This window comes from Flavobacterium humidisoli (genome assembly GCF_023272795.1).
Lineage (GTDB): Bacteria > Bacteroidota > Bacteroidia > Flavobacteriales > Flavobacteriaceae > Flavobacterium > Flavobacterium humidisoli.
In genome coordinates this window covers 4,274,938-4,300,406 of the sequence record NZ_CP096829.1, presented here as the reverse complement: position 1 = coordinate 4,300,406, position 25,469 = coordinate 4,274,938, and the positions used below count along the sequence as shown (strand labels likewise).

Annotated in this window: 16 protein-coding genes; 12 read left to right on the top strand and 4 right to left on the bottom strand. The window is 35.1% G+C overall.

The window, feature by feature from the left end:
- Nucleotides 1-63: 63 nt before the first annotated feature.
- Together bioB and M0M44_RS18550 are read right to left on the bottom strand one after the other, a co-directional pair.
- Nucleotides 64-1,053, bottom strand: a complete 990-nt coding sequence (gene bioB, locus M0M44_RS18555) for a biotin synthase BioB (RefSeq protein ID WP_248727026.1) — start codon at nt 1,051-1,053, stop codon at nt 64-66.
- A 218-nt stretch (nt 1,054-1,271) separates the two neighbouring features.
- Nucleotides 1,272-2,117, bottom strand: a complete 846-nt coding sequence (locus M0M44_RS18550) for an AraC family transcriptional regulator (protein WP_248727025.1) — start codon at nt 2,115-2,117, stop codon at nt 1,272-1,274.
- A 179-nt stretch (nt 2,118-2,296) separates the two neighbouring features.
- Here M0M44_RS18550 and M0M44_RS18545 point away from each other — a divergent pair, with 179 nt between their 5' ends.
- From M0M44_RS18545 to M0M44_RS18515, 7 genes are all read left to right on the top strand, one after another.
- Nucleotides 2,297-3,211, top strand: a complete 915-nt coding sequence (locus tag M0M44_RS18545) for a dihydrodipicolinate synthase family protein (RefSeq protein ID WP_248727024.1) — start codon at nt 2,297-2,299, stop codon at nt 3,209-3,211.
- Between the two features lie 135 nt (nt 3,212-3,346).
- Nucleotides 3,347-4,930, top strand: coding sequence for an aldehyde dehydrogenase (NADP(+)) (locus M0M44_RS18540; RefSeq protein WP_248727023.1), 1,584 nt, complete (start codon nt 3,347-3,349; stop codon nt 4,928-4,930).
- 1 nt (nt 4,931) lies between these two features.
- Nucleotides 4,932-5,942 (top strand): 4-hydroxyproline epimerase, encoded by a 1,011-nt coding sequence (locus M0M44_RS18535; protein WP_248727022.1) that lies wholly within the window; start codon nt 4,932-4,934, stop codon nt 5,940-5,942.
- A 43-nt stretch (nt 5,943-5,985) separates the two neighbouring features.
- Nucleotides 5,986-7,221, top strand: a complete 1,236-nt coding sequence (locus M0M44_RS18530) for an NAD(P)/FAD-dependent oxidoreductase (protein ID WP_248727021.1) — start codon at nt 5,986-5,988, stop codon at nt 7,219-7,221.
- Between the two features lie 3 nt (nt 7,222-7,224).
- Complete coding sequence (locus tag M0M44_RS18525; protein ID WP_248727020.1) at nt 7,225-8,523, top strand: aminopeptidase P family protein; 1,299 nt, start codon at nt 7,225-7,227, stop codon at nt 8,521-8,523.
- Between the two features lies 1 nt (nt 8,524).
- Complete coding sequence (locus M0M44_RS18520; RefSeq protein ID WP_248727019.1) at nt 8,525-10,684, top strand: S9 family peptidase; 2,160 nt, start codon at nt 8,525-8,527, stop codon at nt 10,682-10,684.
- Nucleotides 10,685-10,894: 210 nt separating this feature from the next.
- Nucleotides 10,895-14,023 carry a M43 family zinc metalloprotease gene (locus tag M0M44_RS18515; RefSeq protein ID WP_248727018.1) on the top strand — a complete coding sequence of 1,043 codons (3,129 nt, stop codon included), beginning with the start codon at nt 10,895-10,897 and terminating at the stop codon, nt 14,021-14,023.
- Between the two features lie 306 nt (nt 14,024-14,329).
- Here M0M44_RS18515 and M0M44_RS18510 read toward each other — a convergent pair whose 3' ends face one another.
- Nucleotides 14,330-15,541, bottom strand: a complete 1,212-nt coding sequence (locus M0M44_RS18510; RefSeq protein ID WP_248727017.1) for a M24 family metallopeptidase — start codon at nt 15,539-15,541, stop codon at nt 14,330-14,332.
- A gap of 198 nt (nt 15,542-15,739) precedes the next feature.
- Here M0M44_RS18510 and M0M44_RS18505 point away from each other — a divergent pair, with 198 nt between their 5' ends.
- From M0M44_RS18505 to M0M44_RS18485, 5 genes are all read left to right on the top strand, one after another.
- Nucleotides 15,740-17,029 carry a S28 family serine protease gene (locus tag M0M44_RS18505; RefSeq protein WP_248727016.1) on the top strand — a complete coding sequence of 430 codons (1,290 nt, stop codon included), beginning with the start codon at nt 15,740-15,742 and terminating at the stop codon, nt 17,027-17,029.
- A gap of 332 nt (nt 17,030-17,361) precedes the next feature.
- Entirely contained in the window at nt 17,362-17,964 is a 603-nt protein-coding gene (locus M0M44_RS18500; RefSeq protein ID WP_248727015.1) for a murein L,D-transpeptidase catalytic domain-containing protein, read from the top strand.
- 207 nt (nt 17,965-18,171) lie between these two features.
- On the top strand, nt 18,172-19,197 hold the full coding sequence (locus M0M44_RS18495; protein ID WP_248727014.1) for an NAD(P)-dependent alcohol dehydrogenase: 1,026 nt from the start codon (nt 18,172-18,174) through the stop codon (nt 19,195-19,197).
- Nucleotides 19,198-19,571: 374 nt separating this feature from the next.
- Nucleotides 19,572-20,078 carry an acetolactate synthase small subunit gene (locus M0M44_RS18490; protein ID WP_248727013.1) on the top strand — a complete coding sequence of 169 codons (507 nt, stop codon included), beginning with the start codon at nt 19,572-19,574 and terminating at the stop codon, nt 20,076-20,078.
- Nucleotides 20,079-20,196: 118 nt separating this feature from the next.
- Nucleotides 20,197-21,975 (top strand): mechanosensitive ion channel family protein, encoded by a 1,779-nt coding sequence (locus M0M44_RS18485; protein ID WP_248727012.1) that lies wholly within the window; start codon nt 20,197-20,199, stop codon nt 21,973-21,975.
- A gap of 261 nt (nt 21,976-22,236) precedes the next feature.
- On the opposite strand, the gene M0M44_RS18480 is transcribed toward M0M44_RS18485, so the two are convergent.
- Complete coding sequence (locus tag M0M44_RS18480; RefSeq protein WP_248727011.1) at nt 22,237-25,452, bottom strand: TonB-dependent receptor; 3,216 nt, start codon at nt 25,450-25,452, stop codon at nt 22,237-22,239.
- Nucleotides 25,453-25,469 lie beyond the last annotated feature (17 nt).

The following is a 25,469-nucleotide window of genomic DNA, read 5'->3' as shown; positions in this document are numbered from 1 at the left end:
AATGAAGACATAAAAAAAGAGACTTTTAAAGTCTCTTTTTAATATGATCCAGTAAATTAATCCTTAAATTACCGAACAGCTACTTTTATTCTCTTTAACCAAAGGTTTAAGTCCAAGATTTTGAAACATTTGCATGTCTTCGGAAAGTCCTGGATTTGGTGTTACCAATAAGGTTTCGCGTTCTCCTGTAAAAATAGAATTGGCACCAGCCATAAAACACCAAGCTTGTTCTTCTTCGGTCATTTCGATGCGTCCAGCACTTAAACGGACAACAGCAGCGGGCATAATGATACGCGCAGTGGCGATCATTCGAACCATATCCCAAAGAGGCACTTTTGGGTTGTTTTCTAATGGAGTTCCTTTTACTCTCGCTAAGGCATTTACAGGAACAGATTCGGGATGAACAGGCATAGTAGCCAAAGTTGCCAACATAGAAACGCGATCTGCAGGAGTTTCTCCTAAACCGATTATTCCACCAGAGCAAACTGTGATTCCTGCTTTTCTGACATTATTAATAGTATCAAGACGCTGATCAAACTTACGTGTACTGATGATTTCGTCATAATAACTTTCAGAAGTATCCAAATTATGATTATAAGCATACAAACCCGCTTCTTGCAGACGTATAGCTTGTTCTTCGGTAAGCATTCCTAGCGTACAGCACACTTCTAGTCCAAGATCGTTAACGCCTTTTACCATTTCAATAACACGGTCAAAATCTTTGTTATCACGAACTTCACGCCAAGCGGCGGCCATACAAAAACGAGATGAGCCACCCTCTTTTGCTTTTTGTGCGTGCTCTAATACTTTTTCGGTTGGCAATAAAGCTTGAACTTTAATATCGGTATGGTAACGTGCTGCTTGTCCGCAATAAGAACAATCTTCAGGACAGCCACCTGTTTTTACAGAAAGCAAGGTGCAAACTTGTATTTCTGAAGGTTTATGCCAATTGCGGTGTACAGTTGCAGCCTCATAAACTAATTCTAATAAAGGCTTATCGTAGATCGCTTGAATTTCTTCTCTGCTCCAGTCGTTTCTTATTTTTCCGTTCATTTTTTATTTTGATGCTTTATGATTTTTAGCCAAAAGTATTGTTTTGCTGTATCATCAAAATGTACCACTTTTTATATTTTGAGTAGTCCGGTTTATAATGACAAGTTCGACGCGTTTAGAATCGGGATGCTTAATTCTTTATAAGAAAACGAAATATATTGTCGATACATTATTAGAAAAAGGTCTAAGAATAGCTGTATGAACAACGAGAACAAATTTTACAAATTCAGCTTTCTGTATTGCAAAGGAGAAATCTGTTTTAGTTCTTTAAACTTTCGATTAAAATTGGAAATATTATTAAAACCGCATAATTCTGCAATTTCCAAAACGGAGAGTTCTTCATTATGAGATAATAATTTTGCCGCTCTTTCAATACGAACTTCGATAAGAAATTGAAAAAAAGATTTGTTGGTACGAACTTTAAAATACCGACAAAAAGCATTTTTAGTCATGCTAGCGATCGAAGCTATTTCATCGAGCGTTATATTTTTATGGAAATTGGTCATAACATACTCAAATACGATCTGCATTCTTTTGCCTTCATTATCCGTTATTTTCTTTTGGTATAAATAATTAGAAAGCGGAGTAGTTTCTGATGTTGAAAGCCATTTTAGTATATCAAGAAACAGTATAAAGCGCGTGTAGCTATCAGCATTTTTAAGTTTCTTAAAATACTTGACCACTTTTTTGGGTGCGTTATGAATAATAAATCCATTCTTGGTGCTTTCTAGAAGGGGTTGGATATTTCGAAAAGTAGACAATTCAAAAAAATCTTTCCCAAAAGAATTGAAAGTAAAGAATAAAGTTAGCATTACGGACACCTCATTTTCCTGAACGTCGCTTCTAAAAACATGAGGCAAATTGCTTCCAATTACGAGTATATCGCCCTCACGATATTGCGATATTGTATCGCCAGCAAAAACGTCACCTTCTCCTTTTTCGATAAAACTAATCTGAATTTCTTCGTGCTGATGCAATTTATCATAAAATGATACTTCTATATCTTCTTGATAAATAAGGGGATCCTCTCCAGATTTTGGAATTTTAAATGGAAAAACTTTCATATAGTGGTTAGTTAGTTACTATCAAATATATTGTATTTGATCAAAAAAATGATGCTATAATGCTCTGTTTTTTAAGTTTTGCCATTGTACAGGGTAATATAGTATTGTTTTGTGATAATTTTTGAAAGGCTAACTCTATTGTTTCTAGATAATTTTGGCTTATATAAAAAATTAAAATTATGAGTATTCAATGGAATGGCGTAATGCCAGCGGTAACTACAAAATTTACTGCAGATGATAAATTAGATTTCAAAATGTTTGAAGTTAATATGAAGGCGCAATTAGATGCTGGAGTTTCAGGAATTATTTTAGGAGGCACTTTAGGAGAAGCCAGTACACTTTTAGAAGAAGAAAAAAGAGAATTAGTAAAACATACTGTTTCGCTTACAGAAAATAAAGTGCCTGTAATTATGAATATTGCAGAGCAAACTACAAAAGGAGCCATCTTGGCGGCCAATAAAGCAGAACAAGATGGAGCAAAAGGATTAATGATGCTGCCTCCAATGCGTTATAAAGCATCAGATTTTGAAACGGTTGCTTTTTACAGCGAAGTAGCTAAGAATACAACACTTCCTATCATGGTTTATAACAATCCTATCGATTATAAAATCGATGTTACTTTAGATATGTTCGAAGAGTTGTTAAAATTCGATAACATTCAGGCCGTAAAAGAATCTACAAGAGATATTTCTAACGTGACTAGAATGATTAATCGTTTTGGAGACCGTTTAAAAATATTATCGGGAGTGGACACATTGGCTTTAGAAAGTCTATTAATGGGTTCAGACGGTTGGGTTTCTGGATTGGGTTGTGCTTTTCCTGCAGAAACAGTAGCTATTTACAAATTAGCAAAAGCAGGAAGAATCGAAGAAGCTTTGAAAATCTACAGATGGTTTTTGCCTTTATTAGAATTGGATATTAATTCATTTTTGGTTCAGAATATCAAATTAGCTGAAGTTGCCACAGGAATTGGTTCAGAACATGTTCGTGCACCGAGATTGCCATTGCAAGGAGCAGAAAAAGAAAGAGTTCTGGCTATTATTGCCGAAGGAATACGTACAAGACCAACTTTGCCAGACTATAAAAATTTATAAAAGCATTTTGCAGATTGGCTTTTAATTATCCATGTCGGTCCCAGCGCCAGTCTCAGTCATAATCTTAGGGGTGATTTTTACTGAGACTGCGACCGAATACTGCAACTGGAAAATATTCATTTATTAGATAAAAACATGATTACAGGAAAAAATTATATAGGAAGCCAGCTTAAGGCCAGTGGTTCAAAAGTCTTAAAAACGTTCAATCCGTTATTGAATAAAGAAAATCCTTGGGTTTTTATAGAGGCAACTGATGATGAAATTGAGGAAGCGGTTAGTTTGGCCAATAAAGCATTTACGAGTTATAAAAAAAAATCAGGTCTTGAAAAAGCTAAATTTTTAAATACAATTGCCGATGAAATTTTAGCTTTAGGAGATGTTCTCCTAGAGCAATACTGCATTGAATCAGGCTATCCGAAAGGTAGAGCAGAAGGAGAACGAGGACGAATGATTGGTCAGTTGCGAGCTTTTGCCGAAATGCTTACTGAAGGAAGTTGGGTTCAGGCAACAATTGATACTGCAATAGAGGATAGACAGCCTTCACCAAAAGAAGATCTGCGCAAAATGTTAGTTCCTCTAGGACCAATAGTGGTTTTTGGATCAAGCAATTTTCCTTTTGCATTTTCTACAAGTGGTGGAGACACAGTTTCGGCTTTAGCTTCGGGCTGTCCGGTTATAGTAAAAAGCCATTCCATGCATATAGGAACAGGCGAAATGGTTGCATCAGCTATTATAAAAGCAGCTGAGGAAACGAACATGCCAGAAGGTGTTTTTTCTAATCTTGTAGGAGACGGTAGAACGCTTGGAACAAGTTTGGTCAAGCATCCGTTGGTAAAAGGAGTAGGTTTTACGGGAAGCATTAAAGGAGGTCGTGCCTTATGCGATTTAGCCGCTCAACGTCCAGAACCAATTCCAGTATTTGCCGAAATGGGAAGCATTAATCCTGTGGTGCTTTTGCCTCAAGCATTGAAAGAAAACAGTCAAAAATGGGCGACAGCTTATGCGGGCTCCATTACTTTAGGAGCAGGACAATTTTGTACAAATCCAGGATTATTATTAGCTTTAAAAGGAGAAGAATTGAATAGGTTTGAAGAAAATCTTAACCAAGCAATCGAAAAAATTCAGCCTAGCTGTATGTTGCATCCTTCTATTTATGCTGATTTCAATAGTGGAATTGCAAAAATTAAAGAACAGAACGGAGTCTCGAAAATTGCTGAGTTTAAAGGAGAAACAATTTTAAATCATGGTACTCCTACAGTTTTAAAGGTTGACGGAAAAGAATTCTTAGAGAATAAAATATTACATAGCGAAGTGTTTGGACCATTTTCTATTTTAATTGAATGCGAAAATGAGGCTGAACTAATAGAAGTGATCTCTAAACTAGAAGGACAGCTAACAGGAACAATCATAAGTGAAGAGAACGAAATAGAAATTCATAAAGAGATCATTTCTGCTCTACAAAATCGTGTGGGACGCTTGATTTTTAATGGCGTGCCTACGGGAGTCGAAGTTTGCGCTTCGATGATTCACGGCGGACCTTATCCTGCATCATCAGATTCACGTTATACTGCCGTAGGTATACACGCAGTTTACAGATGGGTTAGACCATTAAGTTATCAGAATTGGCCAAATGAATTGCTGCCTGCTGAATTGCAAAATGAAAATCCATTGCAAATTGTTCGTACAGTAAATAATAAACTAACACTATCTCAAATATAAAATGGTAAAGAAAACTTTTTTTTGCGTAGATGCTCATACGTGCGGGAATCCAGTTCGGGTTGTGGCCGGGGGAGGGCCAAATCTACAAGGTGATTCAATGAGTGAAAAACGGCAGCATTTTTTAAAAGAATATGACTGGATCCGTAAGGGATTAATGTTTGAACCAAGAGGACATGATATGATGAGTGGCAGCATTTTATATCCGCCAAGTGATCCTAAAAACGATGTAGGAATTTTGTTTATAGAAACTTCGGGCTGTTTGCCCATGTGCGGACACGGAACAATCGGAACTATTACAATTGCTGTAGAAGAAGGCTTAGTTACACCAAAAACACCAGGCATTATCAAAATGGAAGCCCCTGCAGGTTTAGTGCATATCGAATACCAGCAGACAGGGAAAAAAGTAGATTGGGTACGTTTGACCAACGTAAAATCGTATCTGGCTGCAGAAGGACTTATCATTTATTGTGAAGAATTGGGCGAGATTGTTTTTGATGTCGCTTATGGAGGAAATTATTATGCTATCATCGATCCGCAAAAGAATTTTTCTGGTGTTCAGAATTTTACGGCAAGCAAAATTATTCAGTATAGTCAGGAACTTCGTAAAAAGATTAATGAAAAATATCCGGATTATTTCATTCATCCAGAAAATAATACTATTCGAGATGTATCACATCTATTATGGACAGGAACTCCTATAGATTCGGCTTCGTCTGGCAGAAATGCTGTTTTTTATGGCGATAAAGCAATTGACCGTTCACCATGCGGAACAGGTACCTCAGCCCGAATGGCACAATTGCATGCTAAAGGAAAACTGAAAAAAGGCGAAGAATTTATTCACGAAAGTTATATTGGAAGTAAGTTTATTGGAAAAGTGGTGGAAGAAACTTCTATAGGAGATATTCCTGCTATTGTTCCAAGCATACAAGGCTGGGCAAAAGTATACGGATACAATACTATTGTAATTGATGAAAGCGATGATCCTTATGCTTTTGGATTTCAAGTTATTTAAGAAGATCAATTAGTAGTAGTTTCAAAAAAAAGAAGTAAAATTTATGAAAAAAGTTGCTGTTATTGGCGGTGGAATTATTGGCTTATGTTCTGCCTATTATCTTGCAAAGGAAGGTTACGAGGTGAGTGTGTTTGATGAATCTGATAGGAACAATGGCTGTTCGTACGGAAACGCAGGCATGATTGTGCCTTCACATATAATCCCTCTTGCACAGCCAGGCATGATTGCACAAGGAATAAAATGGATGTTTGACAGCCGTAGTCCGTTTTATGTAAAGCCGCGTTTAAGCAGAGATTTAATAAACTGGGGAATGCAGTTTTATAAACATGCCAATTTGAGTCATGTTGAAAAAGCAATGCCTGCTTTACGAGATCTTTCTTTGTTAAGTAAAGAATTGTATCAGGATTTTGCCAAAGAGAATAATTCTTTTTTTTATGAAGAAAAAGGACTTTTGATGCTTTATAAAAGTGATAAAGTGGCAGAAGAAATGCATCATGAAGGTAAAGAAGCAGAACGTTTGGGACTTGAAGTAGATTATCTGTCAAAAGCAGAAGTAGCACTTTTAGAAAAAGGAACCCATACAAATGTTATTGGTGGAGTTCATTATAAAAGTGATGCACATTTGTATCCACAAAAATTTATGGCTTTCATTAAAGAAGAATTAGAGCGTTTAAAAGTCGAAATTTATTCGCAAACCAGCGTTAAAGATTTTCTTTTAGAAGGAAATAAAATAGAAAAAATTGTAACCGATAAAGGGCTTTTTAAAGCTGACGAAGTGGTTTTGGCATCTGGATCATGGAGTCCTTTTTTGGCTAAAAAACTAAATATTTCTATTTCTATTTTATCTGGAAAAGGCTACAGTTTTACTTTAAAAGATAAAAGTCAAAAACCTAGTATTCCGTCTATTTTATGTGAAGGAAAAGTAGCCGTAACTCCAATGGCTAATGATATAAGGTTTGGGGGAACTATGGAAATTACACATACAAAAGACACTAAAATAAACGCAAACAGGCTTCAAGGAATTATAAATAGCATTAATGATTTTTATCCTGATATGAAAGTGGAAATGCCTAAAACAGAAGATACGTGGTTTGGATTTCGACCATGCACACCAACCGGTATGCCGATTATTGCCAGAGATAAAAAAATCGTAAATTTGACCTTAGCAACAGGACATGCCATGATGGGATTAAGTCTGGCACCGGCGACAGGAAAAATCGTGACAGAGATTATTTCGGGTAAACCTGCTTCTGTGGCTATTGATCGATTCCAAATATAAAATATGAGATACAATGCAATTCCGGTTTCTTTGTTTGTAGAAAACAGAAATAGATTTACCGAAAAAATGAAGCCGAATAGTTTGGCTATTCTAACTTCAAACGACGTAATGCCAAATAACGCAGATGATGTTATGGGCTTTTCACAAAATAATGATTTGTTTTATTTGTCTGGAATTGATCAGGATGAAACCATTTTGGTGCTTTATCCAGATGCTTTTAAAGAAGAAAACAGGGCTATTCTTTTTGCAAAAGAAGCAAATGAACATACGCTAATTTGGGATGGTAATTTTTTAACCAAAGAACAAGCTATGGCTATTTCCGGAATACAGAATATCAAATGGATTCATGAATTTGAAAAGACTTTACAGCTTTTTGCTTTTGAGGCCGATATTTTTTATTTAGGTCACAACGAGCATATCAAAAGGGTAACTTCTGAAATGGAAACCAGACAAGATCGTATGATAAAATGGTGTAAGGAAAAATATCCATTGCATCAATACGAGCGTGTGTCAAAAATAACGCGCGAATTACGTCCAATTAAATCAAACGAAGAAATTGATTTAATTAAAAAAGCAACGGCATTAAGCGTTGAAGGTTTTCATAGAGTTTTAGGTGCAATCCGCCCCAATATAAAAGAATATGAATTGGAAGCGGAATTGTTGTACGCTACCGTTAAAAATGGCGGAACAAGACAAGCATTTAAATCCATTATAGCATCTGGTAAAAATGCCTGCTCACTTCACTATAATTCCAATGATGATGTTTGTAAAGAAAACGAGATGGTGCTGCTTGATTTTGGAAGCTGTTATGGCAATTATAATTCAGATACAACAAGATGCATTCCGGTTAACGGAACTTTTAGTGCGAGACAAAAAGAGGTGTACGAATCGGTTTTGCATTGTTTGAAAGAAGGTTCAAAATTATTGAAGCCAGGAGTTTTGTCTAAAGACTACGAACTTCAAATGGCAAAATTAATTGAAACCGAATTGGTAAAGTTAGGTTTGATTACAGAAGACGAGATTAAAGCTCAGAACCCAGAGAAACCTGCTTACAGGAAATATTTTATGCATGGAACGGCACATCATTTAGGTTTGGATGTTCATGATGTGGGATTGTATTCTAGACCTTTTGAAAAAGGAATGGTGCTAACTTGCGAACCTGGAATTTATATTAGAGAAGAAGGAATAGGCTGTCGTTTAGAAAATGATTATCTGATAACAGAAAATGGAAACATTAATTTGAGTGAAGCCCTGCCGATTGAAATTGCAGAAATTGAAAATTTAATTAAAAATAAAAAATAAGATGAAAAAGTGTCTATTGTTTCTTCTGCTTGTATGTACATCTGTTTTCGCACAGCAGGATATTGATATTAACAATCTAAATTGGCTGCCAAATTCTCATTCGTTTTGGGTAAACAAAGACGATAGCGTAGTGGTTTATGATGTTGATAAACTAGATAAGCAAATCACAATTTTGTCTAAATCGCAATTAACAGCGGCAGGATTTACAGGAGAAATCGAAAAGTTAGTTTGGAATGACTCAAAAACAAAAGTTTTGGTCTATACGAATTCAAAAAAAGTATGGAGAGAAAACACCAAAGGCGATTATTGGTTTTTTGATTTGACTACAGGAAAAGGAAAACAATTAGGTAAAAACCTTGATGCATCTTCATTAATGTTTGCTAAATTTTCAAGCGATAATGAGAATGTTGCCTATGTTTCCAAGCATAATATTTACGTCGAAAATGTAAATACAGGAAAAATTACTCCTTTAACAACAGACGGTACAGATAAAATCATCAACGGAACTTTTGATTGGGTTTATGAAGAAGAGTTGGCTGCCCGTGACGGATTCAGATGGAGCCCAGACGGAAAAAGTATTGCTTTTTGGAGAGTAGATGCAACTTCTACCAAATTTCATTTCATGATCAATAATACCGATTCGCTTTATCCCGTTATTGTTCCTGTTGAATATCCAAAGGCAGGAGAGAAACCATCTTCGGTAAAAATCGGAATTGTAAATATTGATTCAGTACAAACCAATTGGCTAAACATTCCAGGAGAACCTGATAATAATTATTTAGTTCGTATGAAATGGATTAGCAATGAGTCTGTTATGGTTATTCAGTTAAACCGAAATCAGAACCAAGTTACCATGTATGATTGCAATACAAAATCGGGATCTGCGAGAGTTATTTACAAAGAAGAGTCTGCTTCGTGGATCGATGTTTTTGATATTTCTGCGGGAGAATACGATACTTTTCCGTGCCAGTTTGTAGACAATGGAAAAGCTTTTTTATGGAGTTCTGATGCAGACGGATGGATGCATATTTATAAAATAAGCCTTGACGGAAAATCAAAAGAATTGGTGACTAAAACTAATTTTGATGCTTATTTTAAAGCTTACAATGAAAAGACAAAAACAATATATTTTATTGCAAGTCCTACAGATGCTACACAGCGCTATTTATATGAAACAAATTTGAGTTCAAAGAAAACAAAAAGAGTAACTCCTGATGTTTTTGAAGGTACAAATACTTACGTTTTTTCGACAGATGCATCCTATGCAAAACATACTAACTCAAACATCAAGAGAAATCACAATACAAGATTAGTGGCGCTTTCAGGACATAAAAAAATATTTCCGAAAGAAGCAGATGTTTTTGCCAGTCCTAAACTTAATTTTTCGTTAGAAAAATTTAAAGTAAAAACAAGCGATGGTATCGATATTGACGGAATTATGGCAAAACCACTAGATTTTGATCCTTCAAAAAAATACCCTGTGTTCTTTTATGTATATGGAGAACCGATGGCTTCAGTAGCAAACGATGAGCCTTATTTTGATTATTTTATTGCGAGATTAATTCCAAAAGGATACATCGGAATTGCGATGGATAATAGAGGGACTCCTGTAATGAAAGGAACAGAATGGAGAAAATCTATTTATAAAAATATCGGAATCATCAATACTCGCGATCAGGCAATGGCTGCCAAGGAAGTTTTAAAATGGAATTTTATTGATTCTGATCGTGTAGCAATTCACGGATGGAGTGGCGGTGGTGCTGTAACTTTAAATTTAATGTTTCAGTATCCAGATATATACAAAACCGGAATCGCGATTGCAGCAGTAACAGACCAACATTTTTATGACAACATTTACACAGAACGTTACATGGGATTGCCAGAAGAAAATGAAGCGAATTACAGAAAAGCTTCGCCTGTTACTCATGCAAAAAATCTAAAAGGAAATTTATTGTATATTCATGGAACAGGTGACGATAACGTGCATTATAAAAATGCTGAGGTTTTAATTAATGAATTAGTTAAATATGATAAAATGTTCGATCTAATGATTTACCCAAATCGTTCCCATGATATTTCTGAAGGGGAAGGAACAGTGAAACATTTAACCGATACTTTTATTCGATACATAGAAAAAAATTGTCCGCCAGGAGCAAAATAGAAAATAGTGCATTTATAGAAAAGGAGAATTTCATTCATTTGAAATTCTCCTTTTTTTATGCATTATAAAATATTGGAATATTAAGATTTGAAATTTATTTTTCAAAGTTAAAAATATGATAATTATGTATTAATTCTGAGTAAAATACTATCAGAAAGGTAGAAGCATGTAAGGTAATTTTGATATATACTAATTAAAAAACCTAAACAAATGAAATTAAAATTACTAATCTGCTTTCTGATTTTCAGTGGATTGAAAGTTAGAGCTCAAGTTTTGCCCTGTAGAACAAGCGAAGAAAATGCTAAAGTGTATCGGAATAATCCAAATGCATTACAAGAGAAAAAGAACTTTGATGTTTTTAGTAAAAATTTTGCAGCACAACGCAAATCTAAAACTTCAAAAACAACAATTACAACCTACACAATTCCAGTAGTATTTCATGTTTATGGAGATGTACAGGGAGGAAAAACGGTTACTTACGAAAAAATTGTAAACCATCTCGCGCAGCTCAATGATGATTTTAATGGACGTAATGCAGACTATCAAACTGTTGAATCCTTTTTTCAGCCTCGACGCGGAACGATGAATATTGAATTTAAGTTGGCTAAAAAAGATCCAAATGGTGGTTGTACAACCGGAGTTATATTCCATCCAACCAAAAACGGATTTGGAAATGGTGGCGGATATGACGATCAAATTGCTGCCGATGCTTGGGATAATACCAAGTATATGAATGTTTATATTCAGAATGATTTGTACAACGACGGAGCTACCAATAATTCTGGAGTTGCTTGGTATCCAAGTTCAGATATGACGGCAAATAATACTGCTCGTGTCGTTTTTAATGGAGCTTATTTATATGATAACTCGTATAGTAAAGAATTCTCTGCGACCTTAACGCACGAATTTGGTCACTTCCTTAACCTGATTCATACTTTTGAAGGAGGATGTGCTGGAACAGACGAAGTTGCAGATACTCCGGCAGAAGATGGAAATCACACTTTAGGATGCACACCAGGAACAAATTGTAGTGGAGATAAGGTAAATTTTGAGAACTACATGGGCTATAATGGCGCGCAAGGCTGTTATAAAATGTACACACAGGGTCAGATTGATAGAATGTTGGCAGCCTTAGAGCATCCAGCTCGAAAATCTTTATGGCAGCCGCAAAATCTAATTGATACTGGTGTTAATTCTACAGGAAGTGCTCTGGTTGCTTCAGCAGTAACATTCAAAGAAGCGATTATAAACGATGGTTCTTTTGATACTTCTTCCATCATAAAATTAAACGGAGGCAAAACATTTGCTGTATCTTCTGGAACTTTAGTGGCAGGAACCCATTTCACGCATACTTTTCCAGCTGGAATTACGCCAGTACTTACTGTAAACTCCAACAATCAAATCACAGTTACTTTAGCTGGAAAAGCAACGAATCATGCCTTAAGTAATAATGCGTCAGGTGGAATTAATTTTTTACCCGCAGCTTTTACAGGAGGAACAGCCGATTTGTCTTGTACTTCTTTATTTTTCAATTTTAAATTTTCAGACCCATACGGAATCTTTTTTGTAGATATGCCTGATGTGACGGTTTCGTCAGCATTAACGTGGAAATACTTTGAAATTGCTAAAGGAGATGATCCTGCTTTCGGAGGTTGGCGTTATGCTGCAAATGCTTTAAAAATGGAAACTTACGCAAAAAGACTGGTTTGTGAGCCAGGCACTAGAAATATTTCACTGTTAAATTCAAACACAGCCATTGGGCCAACTAGCAACATGACCGCTCCCAGCGCATATCCAAATCAGCTTGATTTGCGAACGTCCAGTTACACAGTATGGGATGGAAAAACAGCTTATGTAGGATTTGATTATTTAATTGACGGTCTTACCTGTTATGGATGGTTTAAAGTAAAAGTGAATGCAGATGGCGATGGTTATACTATTTTGGAATATGCTTATAATACCAAACCAAATACTCCAATTTATACAGGAATGAGCGATAAAACAGCTACCGTTTTATCTGTCGATACTTTATATGAAGCCGAAATAAATGATGGAAGTATTACAACAAATACGGCAATTTCATTAGCTACCAATAATGGAACTTTTACAAAAAGCAGCGGAACTTTTACAGCAGGAACAGATTATACAATTACAGGAGTTCCAACTGGTTTAACCGCGATTTTGACACTAGAGAGTAATAAAAAAACGGTTGTTACTTTTACAGGAAAAGCCACCGCGCATAATGTGGCAGATGATGCTACTGTTGTCATTACTTTTAAAGATGCAGCCATTACAGGAGGTGTTGGCACTCTGGATATGGCTTCGAAAACCATTAATTTGAAGTTCGATTCGCCTTATGGAGTCGTTTATGTAAATAATCCCGATTATACAGCCAATGCAGCATCGACTTGGCAATATTTCGACTTGGGTATTGGAGACAATACAGAGTATGGTGCGTGGCAATATGCAGGGGCAGCTTTAAAAATGGAAACGTATGGAAAAAGACTAGTGGCCGCATCTGGAACCAGAAATATATCCTTTTTATCACAAGGCACTTCTATTGGAGCCTCCAGTAATTTTGCTACTCCAGGAAACTATCCTAATCAATTAGATTTACGAACTTCTACGTACACAGCATGGGATAATAGAACAGGATACATTGGTTTTGAATATACTAGTAGAGGACGTACTTGTTACGGATGGATGCAGGTAAAAGTAGAAGCGGGTGGAGTGGGTTATACCGTTTTGGATTTTGCTTACAATACCAAACCCAATGAGCCAATTCTAGCAGGGGCACAAACAACAAATCCAGCGACTTTGCCAACACCAATAAATATTTCAAATGCAGGAGTTTACTCGTCTGGATTTTATGCTTCGTGGGCAACATTTCCTGAGGCAACCTCTTATGAGGTCCAATTGAATTCTCCATCTGGATGGGTAACTGCTGGAACTTCTACCACTTATTATTTATGGATTCCGAAGCAAGGAACTAAAACCGTATATGAATTTAGAGTTAGAGCAAAAAACGGAACGACTTCTAGCGATTGGAGCATCCCTCATACAATAGATTTACAATCTGGAAGTTTAGGTTTGTCAGCATCTGATAATGCAAAATCTTTTACCATGTATCCAAATCCCGCTAAAGATGTTGTGAATTTTAATTTTGAAAATTTAGATACAAACAAAGTTAGAATATCAATCTACAACAGTGTGGGTATGTTGGTAGATACGCTACATCATACAACTGTATATTCTCTTAAATATTTAAACAAAGGAATTTACATTGTGGTAGCAACGGATGGAAATTTTATAGAGAAGAAAAAATTATTGGTTGAATAATAAGTTGATTTAGTTAAATGAAAAGGGCTGTCTGCAAAAAAGACAGCCCTTTTTTTCTGTTTATAATTGATCAACTATTTCGCTCCTCCTGAGTTTTCTCTTTTGGGTACATAATATATTGCTGTAAATATATCATCCCTACGGGATTTTCAAACTAGTATTACAGCTCTGGAAGAGAGTTGTATTTATAAAAAATCCAATTCTCAAAGGTTAAAAAAGCTCCAGAGGAGCGACATATCTATAAAAAAAAGCCATCTTCAAATAGACAGCTCTTTTCTAAATTTTAAATTCAATAGTGCTTTAAACCTATAAACCAAAAGGGTTATCAATGCTCTGCATTGGTTCGGTAAACCATTTAGGACCATCAGCAGTCATATAAAAATGATCTTCATGACGAATGCCAAATTGTCCAGGCATACAAATCATAGGTTCGTTACTAACCACCATTCCTTCTTTTAAAACGGTTTGATTGCCTCTTACCAAATAAGGATATTCATGAATATCTAATCCCGTTCCATGTCCAACGCGATGTGGTAACCCCGGAATTTCATAATCACCGCTTAATCCCGCTTGTGTTAATACTTTTCGCGCGGCATCATCTACAGAACCACATGTAGCTCCAATTTGTGCCGCATCAAAGGCTGCTTTTTGAGTTGCTTTTTCTAGGTTCCAGATTTTTCTGTGTTCCTCATTTGGAGTTCCATAAACATAAGTTCTAGTAATGTCAGACAAATAACCTTCTAATCGACATCCAGTATCAATCAATACAACATCATTGTCCACTAAATTTTGAGGAGCAGTAACACCATGCGGATATTGCGAATCTTCTCCAAATAGGACAATACAGAAATAAGAGCCAGATGCAATGCCAGCCTTAATATGTGCTTTGTGTATAAAATCTACAACAGTGCTTACTTCAATTCCTGGATATAAAATACTCGCCGCTGCTTTTTGAACGGTCATTGTAATGTTTTTTGCTTTTTGAATAATAGCAATTTCATTAGCCGATTTATGCATTCTGCAACCTGCTGTTATGGGCTGTGCATTTACAAAACTAAAGTTCGAATTTGCTTTTGAAACTCCATCTATTAGAAAAAAAGAAGCTGATTCGTCTAGCGCAATATGGCCATCAATGATGTTTTTACTTTTTAGGATATTTCCAAACAACTCGTACGGACTTTCATGTTCTTCCCAGAAGTTTAGATTTCCTTCCACTTTCATAAAAGTTTTGAAAGTGCCTTCTTCAAATTTCGGAACAATATATTCAATAGTTTCATCTTCAAAAATTATTGCGCCAACCATACGTTCAGAAGCATTCCATTTTGTTCCCGTAAAATAATACAGATTAGTTCCAGCATTCACATACAATGCTTTGCAATTATGTTCTTTCATTAAAACAGCAGCTTTTTTTACACGCTGTTTGTACTCCGATAAAGCAATGGGTACGACATCAAGTGTCATATTTTGTATTTTCCCTAATTCGATATCTATAGTTGATCCGCCAACTCCAATTGTCATTTTTTTATTTTTTAGTTATTATTTTAAATGGGCTAAACTCTAGCAAAGTTCAATTTTTCAATAAAATTAAAAGTATTATTTCGATTTTGTCCTATGTTGATGCAAACTAGATAAAATATTATATTTCTGAGGTAATATAGTATCAGTTTATACTTCGTATGGCACTTACTTTTAAAAACTCAAAATAACAAGGTTAAAATGAATCGAAAAACTTTTATCACAGCATTGCTCTTTTTTTGTTTGAATTGCTTTGCAGCAGCTGCACAAGAACTCAAAGAAGCGCCCTCAAATCTGCAACAAAGGCTGAATGAATTATTTCCTAAAGCTATCATAACTCGAATTGAAAATTTAGAGAACTATACCGAAACTTATCAGCTTGTTTTAGAAGAACCTTTAGATCACAAACATCCAGAAAAAGGCACATTTCAGCATTATATTTATCTTTCTCATCTTGGTTTTGATAGGCCAACTGTAATAGAAACGCATGGCTATAATACTGAAAACATAAAAAGCGAAGTAAGCAGTTTGTTGCAAGCCAATCAAGTTGCGGTTGAGTATCGTTTTTACGGAAAATCAAGACCTAATCCGATTCAATGGCAATATTTAGCTAACGATCAGGCAATTGAAGATTACCATGATATTGTAACTAAATTAAAAAAGATATATTCTAGGAAATGGATTTCGACCGGAATAAGTAAAGGCGGAGAAACAGCCCTGATTTATAAATCTAAATATCCAAATGATGTAGATGTTGCAATGCCTTATGTCGCGCCCTTAATTAATACTTGCGAAGATCCAAGAACAATACAGCATACGAGAACAGTTGGAACATTAGAATGCAGAGACAAGATAACGACATTTCAGAGAGCTGTTTTAAAAAATAGAGAAGTGGTTTTAGCAGTTTTTCAAGAATATGCTACAGAGAAAAAAATGCAATTTACGGAAGTTCCTTTGGAAGAAGCTTTAGAATATGCCGTTTTAGAATTTCCGTTTTCATTTTGGCAGTGGGGAGGAAAGTGCGAAGAAATTCCATCAGTAAATGCCTCTGCAAAAGATCTATTTGATTACTTGAATAAGATTGTGGGGGTAAGAACTTATAATGATAAAATGTTTTTTGCCTATTTGCCTTCTTACTATCAGCATTTAAGCGAGTTAGGTTATTACGGATTTGATTTTGAGCCTGTTGCTGATTTGCTTACAATAGTAAAAAGCAGTTCTAATGCCCGATTTGCGCCTAAAGATGTTGTCATTAAATACAATCCGAAATACATAAAAAAAGTACGTAAATATGTTGAAAATAGAGGAGATCGTATTTTATATATCTACGGAGGTTATGATACTTGGTTTTCTTGTTCGCCAACTCCTCAACCTGGAGTTGATGCTCTTAAAATGGTACTTCCACAGGGAAGCCACTCTACAAGAGTAAAGGATTTTACCGAAAACGATCAAGATTTGATTATGGATACTTTGATGAAATGGTTGAATTAAAAGCGGGCAAATAAGTTTAATTTACTTATTTCCTTTACATTTTCGATAATTTTTGTCAAGTGAGTTTTTTCACTTGGCAGCAATTATTTTTTGACTATTATTAAAAAAGAAAAAAATAAATGCCAGAAAGAAATAATATTAACACTAGATGTGGCGTTTCAACATTAAATCAGGTATTTTAATCGAAAATTAACATATAAAGTTGTTGTTTTCAGATATTTATAATATCTTTAACTTATGATATGGGAATTGTATAAGATTTGTGTATAATTTTGCAACTGAAAATTAACAATGACCCCAAGTCATAACTATTAACTTAACATTTGCCGGATATGAGAGTATTTTTATTGGCACTGCTATTTTCCTTAAGTTCGTTTACCTCAGTAAGTATGTGGGACGAAGATGAAATTTTAAACGAAGTCGAATTTGCAAGGCTCAATGAGCATGTAAATGAGATCAAGTCTTTTACAGCGTCAAATCACAAGTATAGCAATAAAATTGCTTTTCTTGTTGATATGAAAATCAAATCAGGAAGAAATCGTTTTTTTGTTTACGATCTCGAAAACAATCAAATTCTTGACCAAGGCTTAGTAGCCCATGGAAAAGGTTCTGAAACCGGAATAAAAGGAGATATTTTACAATTTAGTAATTCTCCAGAATCTAACTGCACTTCACTAGGAAGATATTCAGTAGAAAAACCATATAAAGGTGTATTTGGTAAAGCTTTTAGACTTGCTGGATTAGATGAAACCAATAATAATGCTATGAAGCGTGCAATTGTATTGCATTCTTACAAAGAAGTTCCATCTGATGAAAAAGAATACTATATCATCAATAGCCACGGCTGTCCAATGGTTAATCAAGAATTTTTAAATAGACTTTCAAAATATATAGAAAGTTCAAATTCTAAAATATTATTATCTGTTTATTATTAAAAAGAAACAGCAAAATATAACTTAAAAGAGAGCATACGCTCTCTTTTTTTATGCCATTATTAATCTGAAATGCCTTGTTCTAAAATATGGACATTTTCTCTTAAAGCCCATTATAAGCAATAAATTAGGATAAACTTAACTTGTTTACTAAACTACTTAGGAAATACAAGTCGTAAATTAGTAGAATAGTAATCAAAAGTTTATTTTATGAAAGCAGTACGTTTTTTTGGACACAAAGATGTCCGTGTTGTTAATGATCTTGAAAAACCAGTTCCTAAAGGTGATGAAGTTTTATTAAAAATTGGAGGTGCAGGTGTTTGCCACTCAGACCTGCATATTATAGACGAGGGAACTGTTGTTGGAACCGTTTTTACTCTAGGACACGAAAATGCTGGATGGATCGAAGAAATTGGCGAAAATGTAGAAGGATATAAAAAAGGCGATGCCGTTTTAGTTTATGGTCCGTGGGGTTGTGGTCATTGCAAACCCTGTCAGCAGTCAAAAGAAAATTATTGTGATCATCAATCTGAGCAAGCGTATGGCGGCGGATTAGGATTAGACGGCGGAATGTCCGAATATATGCTAGTACCATCTTCTAGACTTTTAGTGCCTATATTTGATTTAGATCCTGTTATTGCAGCTCCGTTAACTGATGCGGCGCTTACGCCTTATTCTGCTATAAAACGTTCACTTCCTAAATTAATGGCCGACGAATATGTTGTGGTAATTGGAGTTGGAGGACTAGGTCACGTTGCGTTACAGATATTAAGAGAAATAAGCGGAGCCGAAATTATTGCTTGCGATGTTACCGAAGAAAAATTGGCTTTTGCAAAAGAATTAGGAGCAGCTTTTACAATTAATTCTAAAGATGCTGATGCGGCCGAACAAATCCAGAAAATTACAGGAATTAAGAAAGCAAAAGTGGTTATTGATTTTGTTGGAGCAACTTCTACCATAGATTTAGGGACAAAAGTGGTAAGTCTTGATGGAGATCTTACCATTGTAGGTCTTGGTGCTGGACATTATCAGTACAGTATGAATGTTTTGCCATTTGGAGTGAGTATGACTAATCCGTATTGGGGATCAAGAACAGAACTGATGGAAGTGGTGGGTCTTGCTAGACAAAAGAAAATTCATATTGAAATTGAAAAACATAAACTGGACGATGCCAACGAAGTATACGAAAGAATGCGACAAGGTAAAATAAAAGGTAGAGCTGTGTTAGTACCTTAAAAGATAATAAAATAATATTTACAGATTAAAAAATAACTTTATATTTGCACATCAGACCAAGCAAATGAAAAACATAATTAACATCACTTTTATTATTATCGCGATTATCATTAGATAGTGGTGAAGGGATGTTATACAAATAAATCAAAATATTTTATTTAGAACCTCCCCTAAAACGGGAGGTTTTTTTGTTTACAGCAGTTATGAAAAAATCAATTCAGAATAGCATTGTTATTTCAATTATCATTATTCGTTATCCATGACGAGTTAGGATTCTATTGTCTATTCATAAAAGCCTTTCTCAGTCAAATTTGGAAGGCTTTTTTATTTCTCAGTAACCCATTCAAAAAAGAAGTACAAATAAAAATTTAAAAATGAAAAGCGAATTTACTCTAACTATCTACTCTGAAGATCAGATACGATTGATCACCAAATTATCCAGTATGTTTTTAAGAAAACAAATACAGATTTTGAGTCTTAATATGTCTATTTGCGAAATAGAGAATATGTACAGACATACAATTGTAGTAAATGAAACACTGGATCAAGTCATTAATCTGGTAGCACAGATAGAGAAAATTATTGAAGTTTTTATATGTTACTATCATTTGAATGAGGAAATTGTTTTTAGACAATTGGTATTATTTAAAATTCCGACAGCTGTATTTGTTTCAAATTTGAATATGGAATTTATGCTTCGGGAAAATGATCTTAAAATTGCTGATATTCAGAAAGAATACACCATATTGGAAGCTGTAGGAACAGATGATGAAATAGTAGGTTTAACGGAGAAATTATATCCATTGGGCTTAATTGAATTTGTTAAAAGCTCAAGGATTGCTCTTGGGAAATGCAAGGAAGGTTTTTGTATAGAAATGTAAAGAATGATAAAGTCTAATTATTTTTAAGACTTTTGTATTTTGTCTTTTCTTACAGAAAGATGATTGTTTTTCTTCAATATTTCTTATTTTTAATAAGCATTACCAAAGCAGATACAATATGATTTTAGGTACAAAACGTTTATTGTTTTTTTTCTTGTTGATTTTGATGTTGATAAAGCCCTTCTCGGCAGAAGCACAGCTTTTAGGCGCTCCAAAGACAACAGAAGAGCCAGCTAAGGTTCCAGATGATTCACTTGGCAGAAGAACACCTCAAGGAACTGTAAATGGGTTTATTAAAGCACTCGGTGACCAAAATTATCTGCGTGCAAGTCAATATCTTGTGCTAAGTAAACGTTCGTACCGTAAGACAGCCGAAAGAATTCGAATAGCAAAGACTTTTCAGCAGCTGTTAGATCAGGGAGGTAATTTCTCTCCGTCATCAATTTTAAGTAATAAAGAGTTAGGACGTCTTGATGATAATTTGACAACGGGCATCGATTTGGTTGGAAATATATCTACAGATAAAATAAACATACCACTTTATTTAGAAAATCAATCAGATGACAGCCAGCCTGCTTTATGGCTTTTTTCTGCTGAAACCATAGAAGCAATTCTTGCAGCGGATATTAGCGGAGAAAAAACTTTTTTAGATAGGGTTTTACCCAAATTTTTGAAAGATAGAAAATTAGGAAATGTTCCAATTGGCCACTGGGGAGTAGTGGTGGTAATGGCTGTGGTTACGTACTTATTGTCGAGACTTCTTGTTTTTGTACTCATTTTTCTAATTCAAAAAATATGGAAAAAAGCAGATACTGAAAAAGGAACAGCAATTATAGATGCTTTTACACTGCCGGTTCAAATGTATCTTACTGTGATTTTATTTGTGGCATCGACACAGCGTATGGGGATTTCGATAATAGTTCGCCAGCGTTTTAGTATTATCATAATTACAATCGGAATTTTAGCATTTCTAATTTTGCTTTGGAGGATGACCGATTTTGTAAGCATGTATACCCGAAGTAGAATGAATAGTCGTGGACGGGCTTCTGCAGTATCTGCGGTATTATTTTTAAGCCGTACCATGAAAGCCGCAATTGTCGTAATCGGAATTATTGCAATCTTAGGAATTATTGGAGTAGATGTTACAGCGGGACTTGCTGCGCTGGGTATTGGGGGGATTGCATTGGCTTTGGGAGCACAAAAAACAATAGAAAATTTTGTTGGAAGTGTGAGCCTTATTGCAGATCAGCCGTTACGTGTTGGTGATTATTGCCGAGTTGATGATATAAAGGGAACTGTAGAAGCAATCGGAATGCGCTCCACCACGCTACGTACTGCAGCCCGTACTATCGTAACAATTCCGAATGGTCAGCTTTCGGCTAGTAAAATAGAAAATTTTGCCCATCGTGACCGTTTTATATTCAATCCGATTTTTGGTTTTAGAATGGAAACCACTCCAGATCAGATGCGCTATCTGTTAGTAGAATTAAGATCTTTGCTTTACGCGCATCCAGCGGTTTTAAATACACCGCCAATCGTTCGTTTTACTGGAATTACAGCCGATGCTTTAAAAGTCGAAATTACAGCCTATATTGAAGCTATTAATGTGGAGACATCACAAGAGGTTCAAGAGGATCTTTTATTGCGAATGATGGATATTATAGAAAATAGCGGTACTTCTTTGGCTTATCCGTCACAAACATTATACATGGCACGCGATATTCCTTTTTCGAAAGAAAAAGCAGATGAAATTTCTGAGACAGTTAAAAAGTGGAAAGAAAATAACGAATTGCAATTGCCTAAGTTTGATCCAAAACGAGTAGAAGAATTAAAGGATAGCATTAAATATCCAGATAAAGGGAGTTTTGATCCTAATAATGAGGAAACTTTATTGTAAAAGAAAGATTGTCGCAAAAGAAAGCTTTTCTTGTAAGCTTCAAAGAAGCGAAATATTTATAGCAAAAGATAAATGTTTACAGCATAAAGCTCCAGAGGAGCAACATATATTTAGGTTGTAGAGAAACATGTCGCTCCTCTGGAATTTTTTATTGGTCTTATTGTAGTTCTATAAAGCTATCAATATACTTAAAAATGAGAAATCTCCCCGTCTCAGCAATTAGAAACGGGGAGATAATCAAAAATAAAAAAAACACAATTTTTAGAACGAATATCTCAAGCCAAGCTGACCTTGGAATCTTGAAGCTAATTGATCTACAGTATATGGTGCCGAAGTTGGTTTTTGGAACGTGTAAGTTGGATCGCCTGTTGCAACTCCTCCTAAGTTTCCTGATTTGGTTAAACCAAGACTAGCTGTTGAATTATAAGTGTTAGGAACAAAATAACTTCTTCCCCAATCTTTATTGATAAGGTTGCCGATATTTGCCATACTAAATGAAATTTGGAAAGTTCCAACTTTAGTAACTTGGATTTCATCCATTAATTTTAAATCGGCTTGAATGTTCCAAGGTGTAGTATCTCCATTTCTTTGAGTGAATGTTCCTCTACGGCTTTTTAAATAATCATTTCCGTTAATGAAAGCTTCATAATCAGCTACTTGTTGTGCTGCAGTTGCAGAAGGAACTCCTGCAGAATTTACACCAATATATTTTGCGGCTTCTGCGGCATCTTTAAAGATGTAAGCCAAACCTGCCGCTTGTCCAGTTCCAGCAATTGTTGAGTTGACAAATCCCCAAGAAAACGGATTTCCAGATTGCGCATTAAAATATACGTTAGCAGATAAAGTGTTATTTGGCGCAACTTTTACTCCATAACCTACATTAGAAACAATTCTGTGTTTAATATTAAAATTAGAAGTTGCCAATTGAGGGTTGTTTGGTGTGAGAGACTGGTTCATTTGGAAGTTACTTTCCATTGAGTTACGAATTCCGTTTGTGATATCTCTAGAATCGCCATAAGTATAGGCAACCATAAAGTTAAAACCAAAATCGTAAGTTTTAGAAATCATTTCAGTAATACTGTAACGGTATCCTTTATTGGTGTTTGACAACAAATATGCATTGGAGAAAGCTTGATTTATGTTCGCTGCATAAATTGGCATTTCGTGTTTGGTATCATAAGAAAAATAATAGGGATTATCGGTTTTATTTACTTGTTGAAATTCTAGATCACGAATTACTTTTGTGTAAATACCTTCAACAGTAAATTTGTATCCATCAATCGTTTTGTCAAAAGCCAATGAGTTTCTTAAAACAGCAGGCATTTTAAATTTATTATCAATTAAATCGGCCTGTACTTTTGGAGTTGCATCATGGTAACCATTTAAACCTCCAGTTGCTAAAGGATCTCCAGCAGCTGCAACCTGAGCTGGAGTAAGATTGTTTTTATCATAACTTCCGTATCCTACACCATCATTATAATACGCATAACCTAACCATGCAAACGGAATTCTTCCTGTAAATACTCCAGATCCGCCTCTAATAACAAATGTTTTGTCATCGTCTACATTGTATGTAAATCCAATTCTTGGAGAAACCAACGCTGTACTGAAGAAATTGTTTTTAATCTGATTTAATGGAGTATAAGTATAACTTGTTCCGTAATTTGGATCTTCAGGAGAGTTTTGTACCTGTTGGCTTAATTTAGGTTTGTTTGGCAAATCGGTATAATCTACACGAACACCTGGAACTACCTTCAATTTGTCTCCAATTCTTATTTCGTCTTGAGCATAAACGCTGTAAAGGTTTATTTTAAACTTAGCATACGGATCATTAAAAATTTCGTCTCTGGTTGAACCGTCAAATGGGTAAGTTCCACGAACACGAGTAGGTAATTTGTTGAAGAAATCTGTAAGAGATTTATAAGAAACTCTTCCGTTAAGTGCATTTACAAAACCATAGTTGATGTCATAAAATTCATTGTGCGTACCAAATAAGAAGGTATGGTTTCCTGTTTTATAAGTAAGATTGTCTGTAATTTCAGTTGTATTCTGTTTCATATTGAAAACAGTTGCTTCACGATCATTTCCTAAGAAAATAGTTCCTCCATTATAACCAATTTCTGTTTGAGGAAACATGATATTATCTGATTTTGGATCACGATAATCTTTTATCGCCGAATAACTTGCAATAAATGAGTTAGACCATTGACTGTTGAAATGTGTTTTTAATTCTAAAACAGTGCTGATAGCTTGATTTTTCTGCGTAAAATCCATGCTTGCAAATCTAAAGTTTGCAGCGTCACGCTCTAAGTTTGTTGCTTGAGAAATTACAGTATTATTTCGTAAAGAAAGAGCGTTTTTCTCGTTGATTTTCCAGTCTATTTTGTTGAAGAATTTCTGGCTTTTAGAGAAGTTATTATAAGAACCATAAGTTCCAGGATCAAATCCGTAGTTTGATTTTACAAATTGTGAAATCTGTTCTGCAGTTGCATTGTCTACTAGAGATGTTAGTTTTCCATTAGCATCCGTTTGTCCTGCATTATAAAAAACAGGATCTGTTCTTTCAGCATATTCCATGTTGGTAAAGAAGAACAATTTATCTTTTATAATTGGCAATCCTAATCTAAAGCCCACTTGATAATCTCCAAAAGAATTTGGCATTTTTGAACCATCACCAGCATTGTTTGGCCCTGTTAGAGCTGCATTTCTTCCGTAGCTGTAAATAGATCCGCTAACCGTATTTGTACCGCTTCTTGTAACAGCATTCACACTTCCTCCTAAAAAGTTTCCTAATTTAATATCATAAGGAGCAATGTAAACCTGAATATCCTGTATAGCATCTAAACTGATAGAGTTTGAACGCGTACTGCTTCCTGGCATTCCAGAAGTTCCAGATTGTCCTCCTAAAGATGGGCTAAAACCAATGGCATCATTATTTATAGAACCGTCAATTGTTACGTTATTGTATCTGAAATTGGTACCGGCAAAAGAGTTGTTTGAACTTTGCGGAACCAATTTTGTAGCATCTTGAATTCCTCGATTAATTAAAGGAAGTGCATTAACTTGTTTTTCGTTAATACTTGTGCCATTATTTTTAGAAGATGGTTTAGAACTTGTAATAACAACTTCTTCCAACACATTATTGTCTGCTTTTCCCACTGTAATTGCTGGTAAATCATTTTCTCCCAACGCTAAATAAATTTGCGCATTAGAGTAATCTTTAGTGTCGTTACTTTTTATTTCCAATTCGTAAGGACCGCCGGCATTTAAGTTTTCGAAGCTAAAACGTCCCTGTTTGTCTGTCGTAGCTCTGTAAACTGCATTGGTCGGAAGATGGGTTAAGGTAACTTGGGCATCGATAACGGGATTTGTTCCATCATTGACTTTGGCAGACAAAGATGAAGTTGTAATCTGGGCAAAAATACTTCCTGCTGTAAGGAGCATTAAAGCCGAAAAAAAGAGTTTTAGTTTTGTCATGTTATTTATTAGTTTTT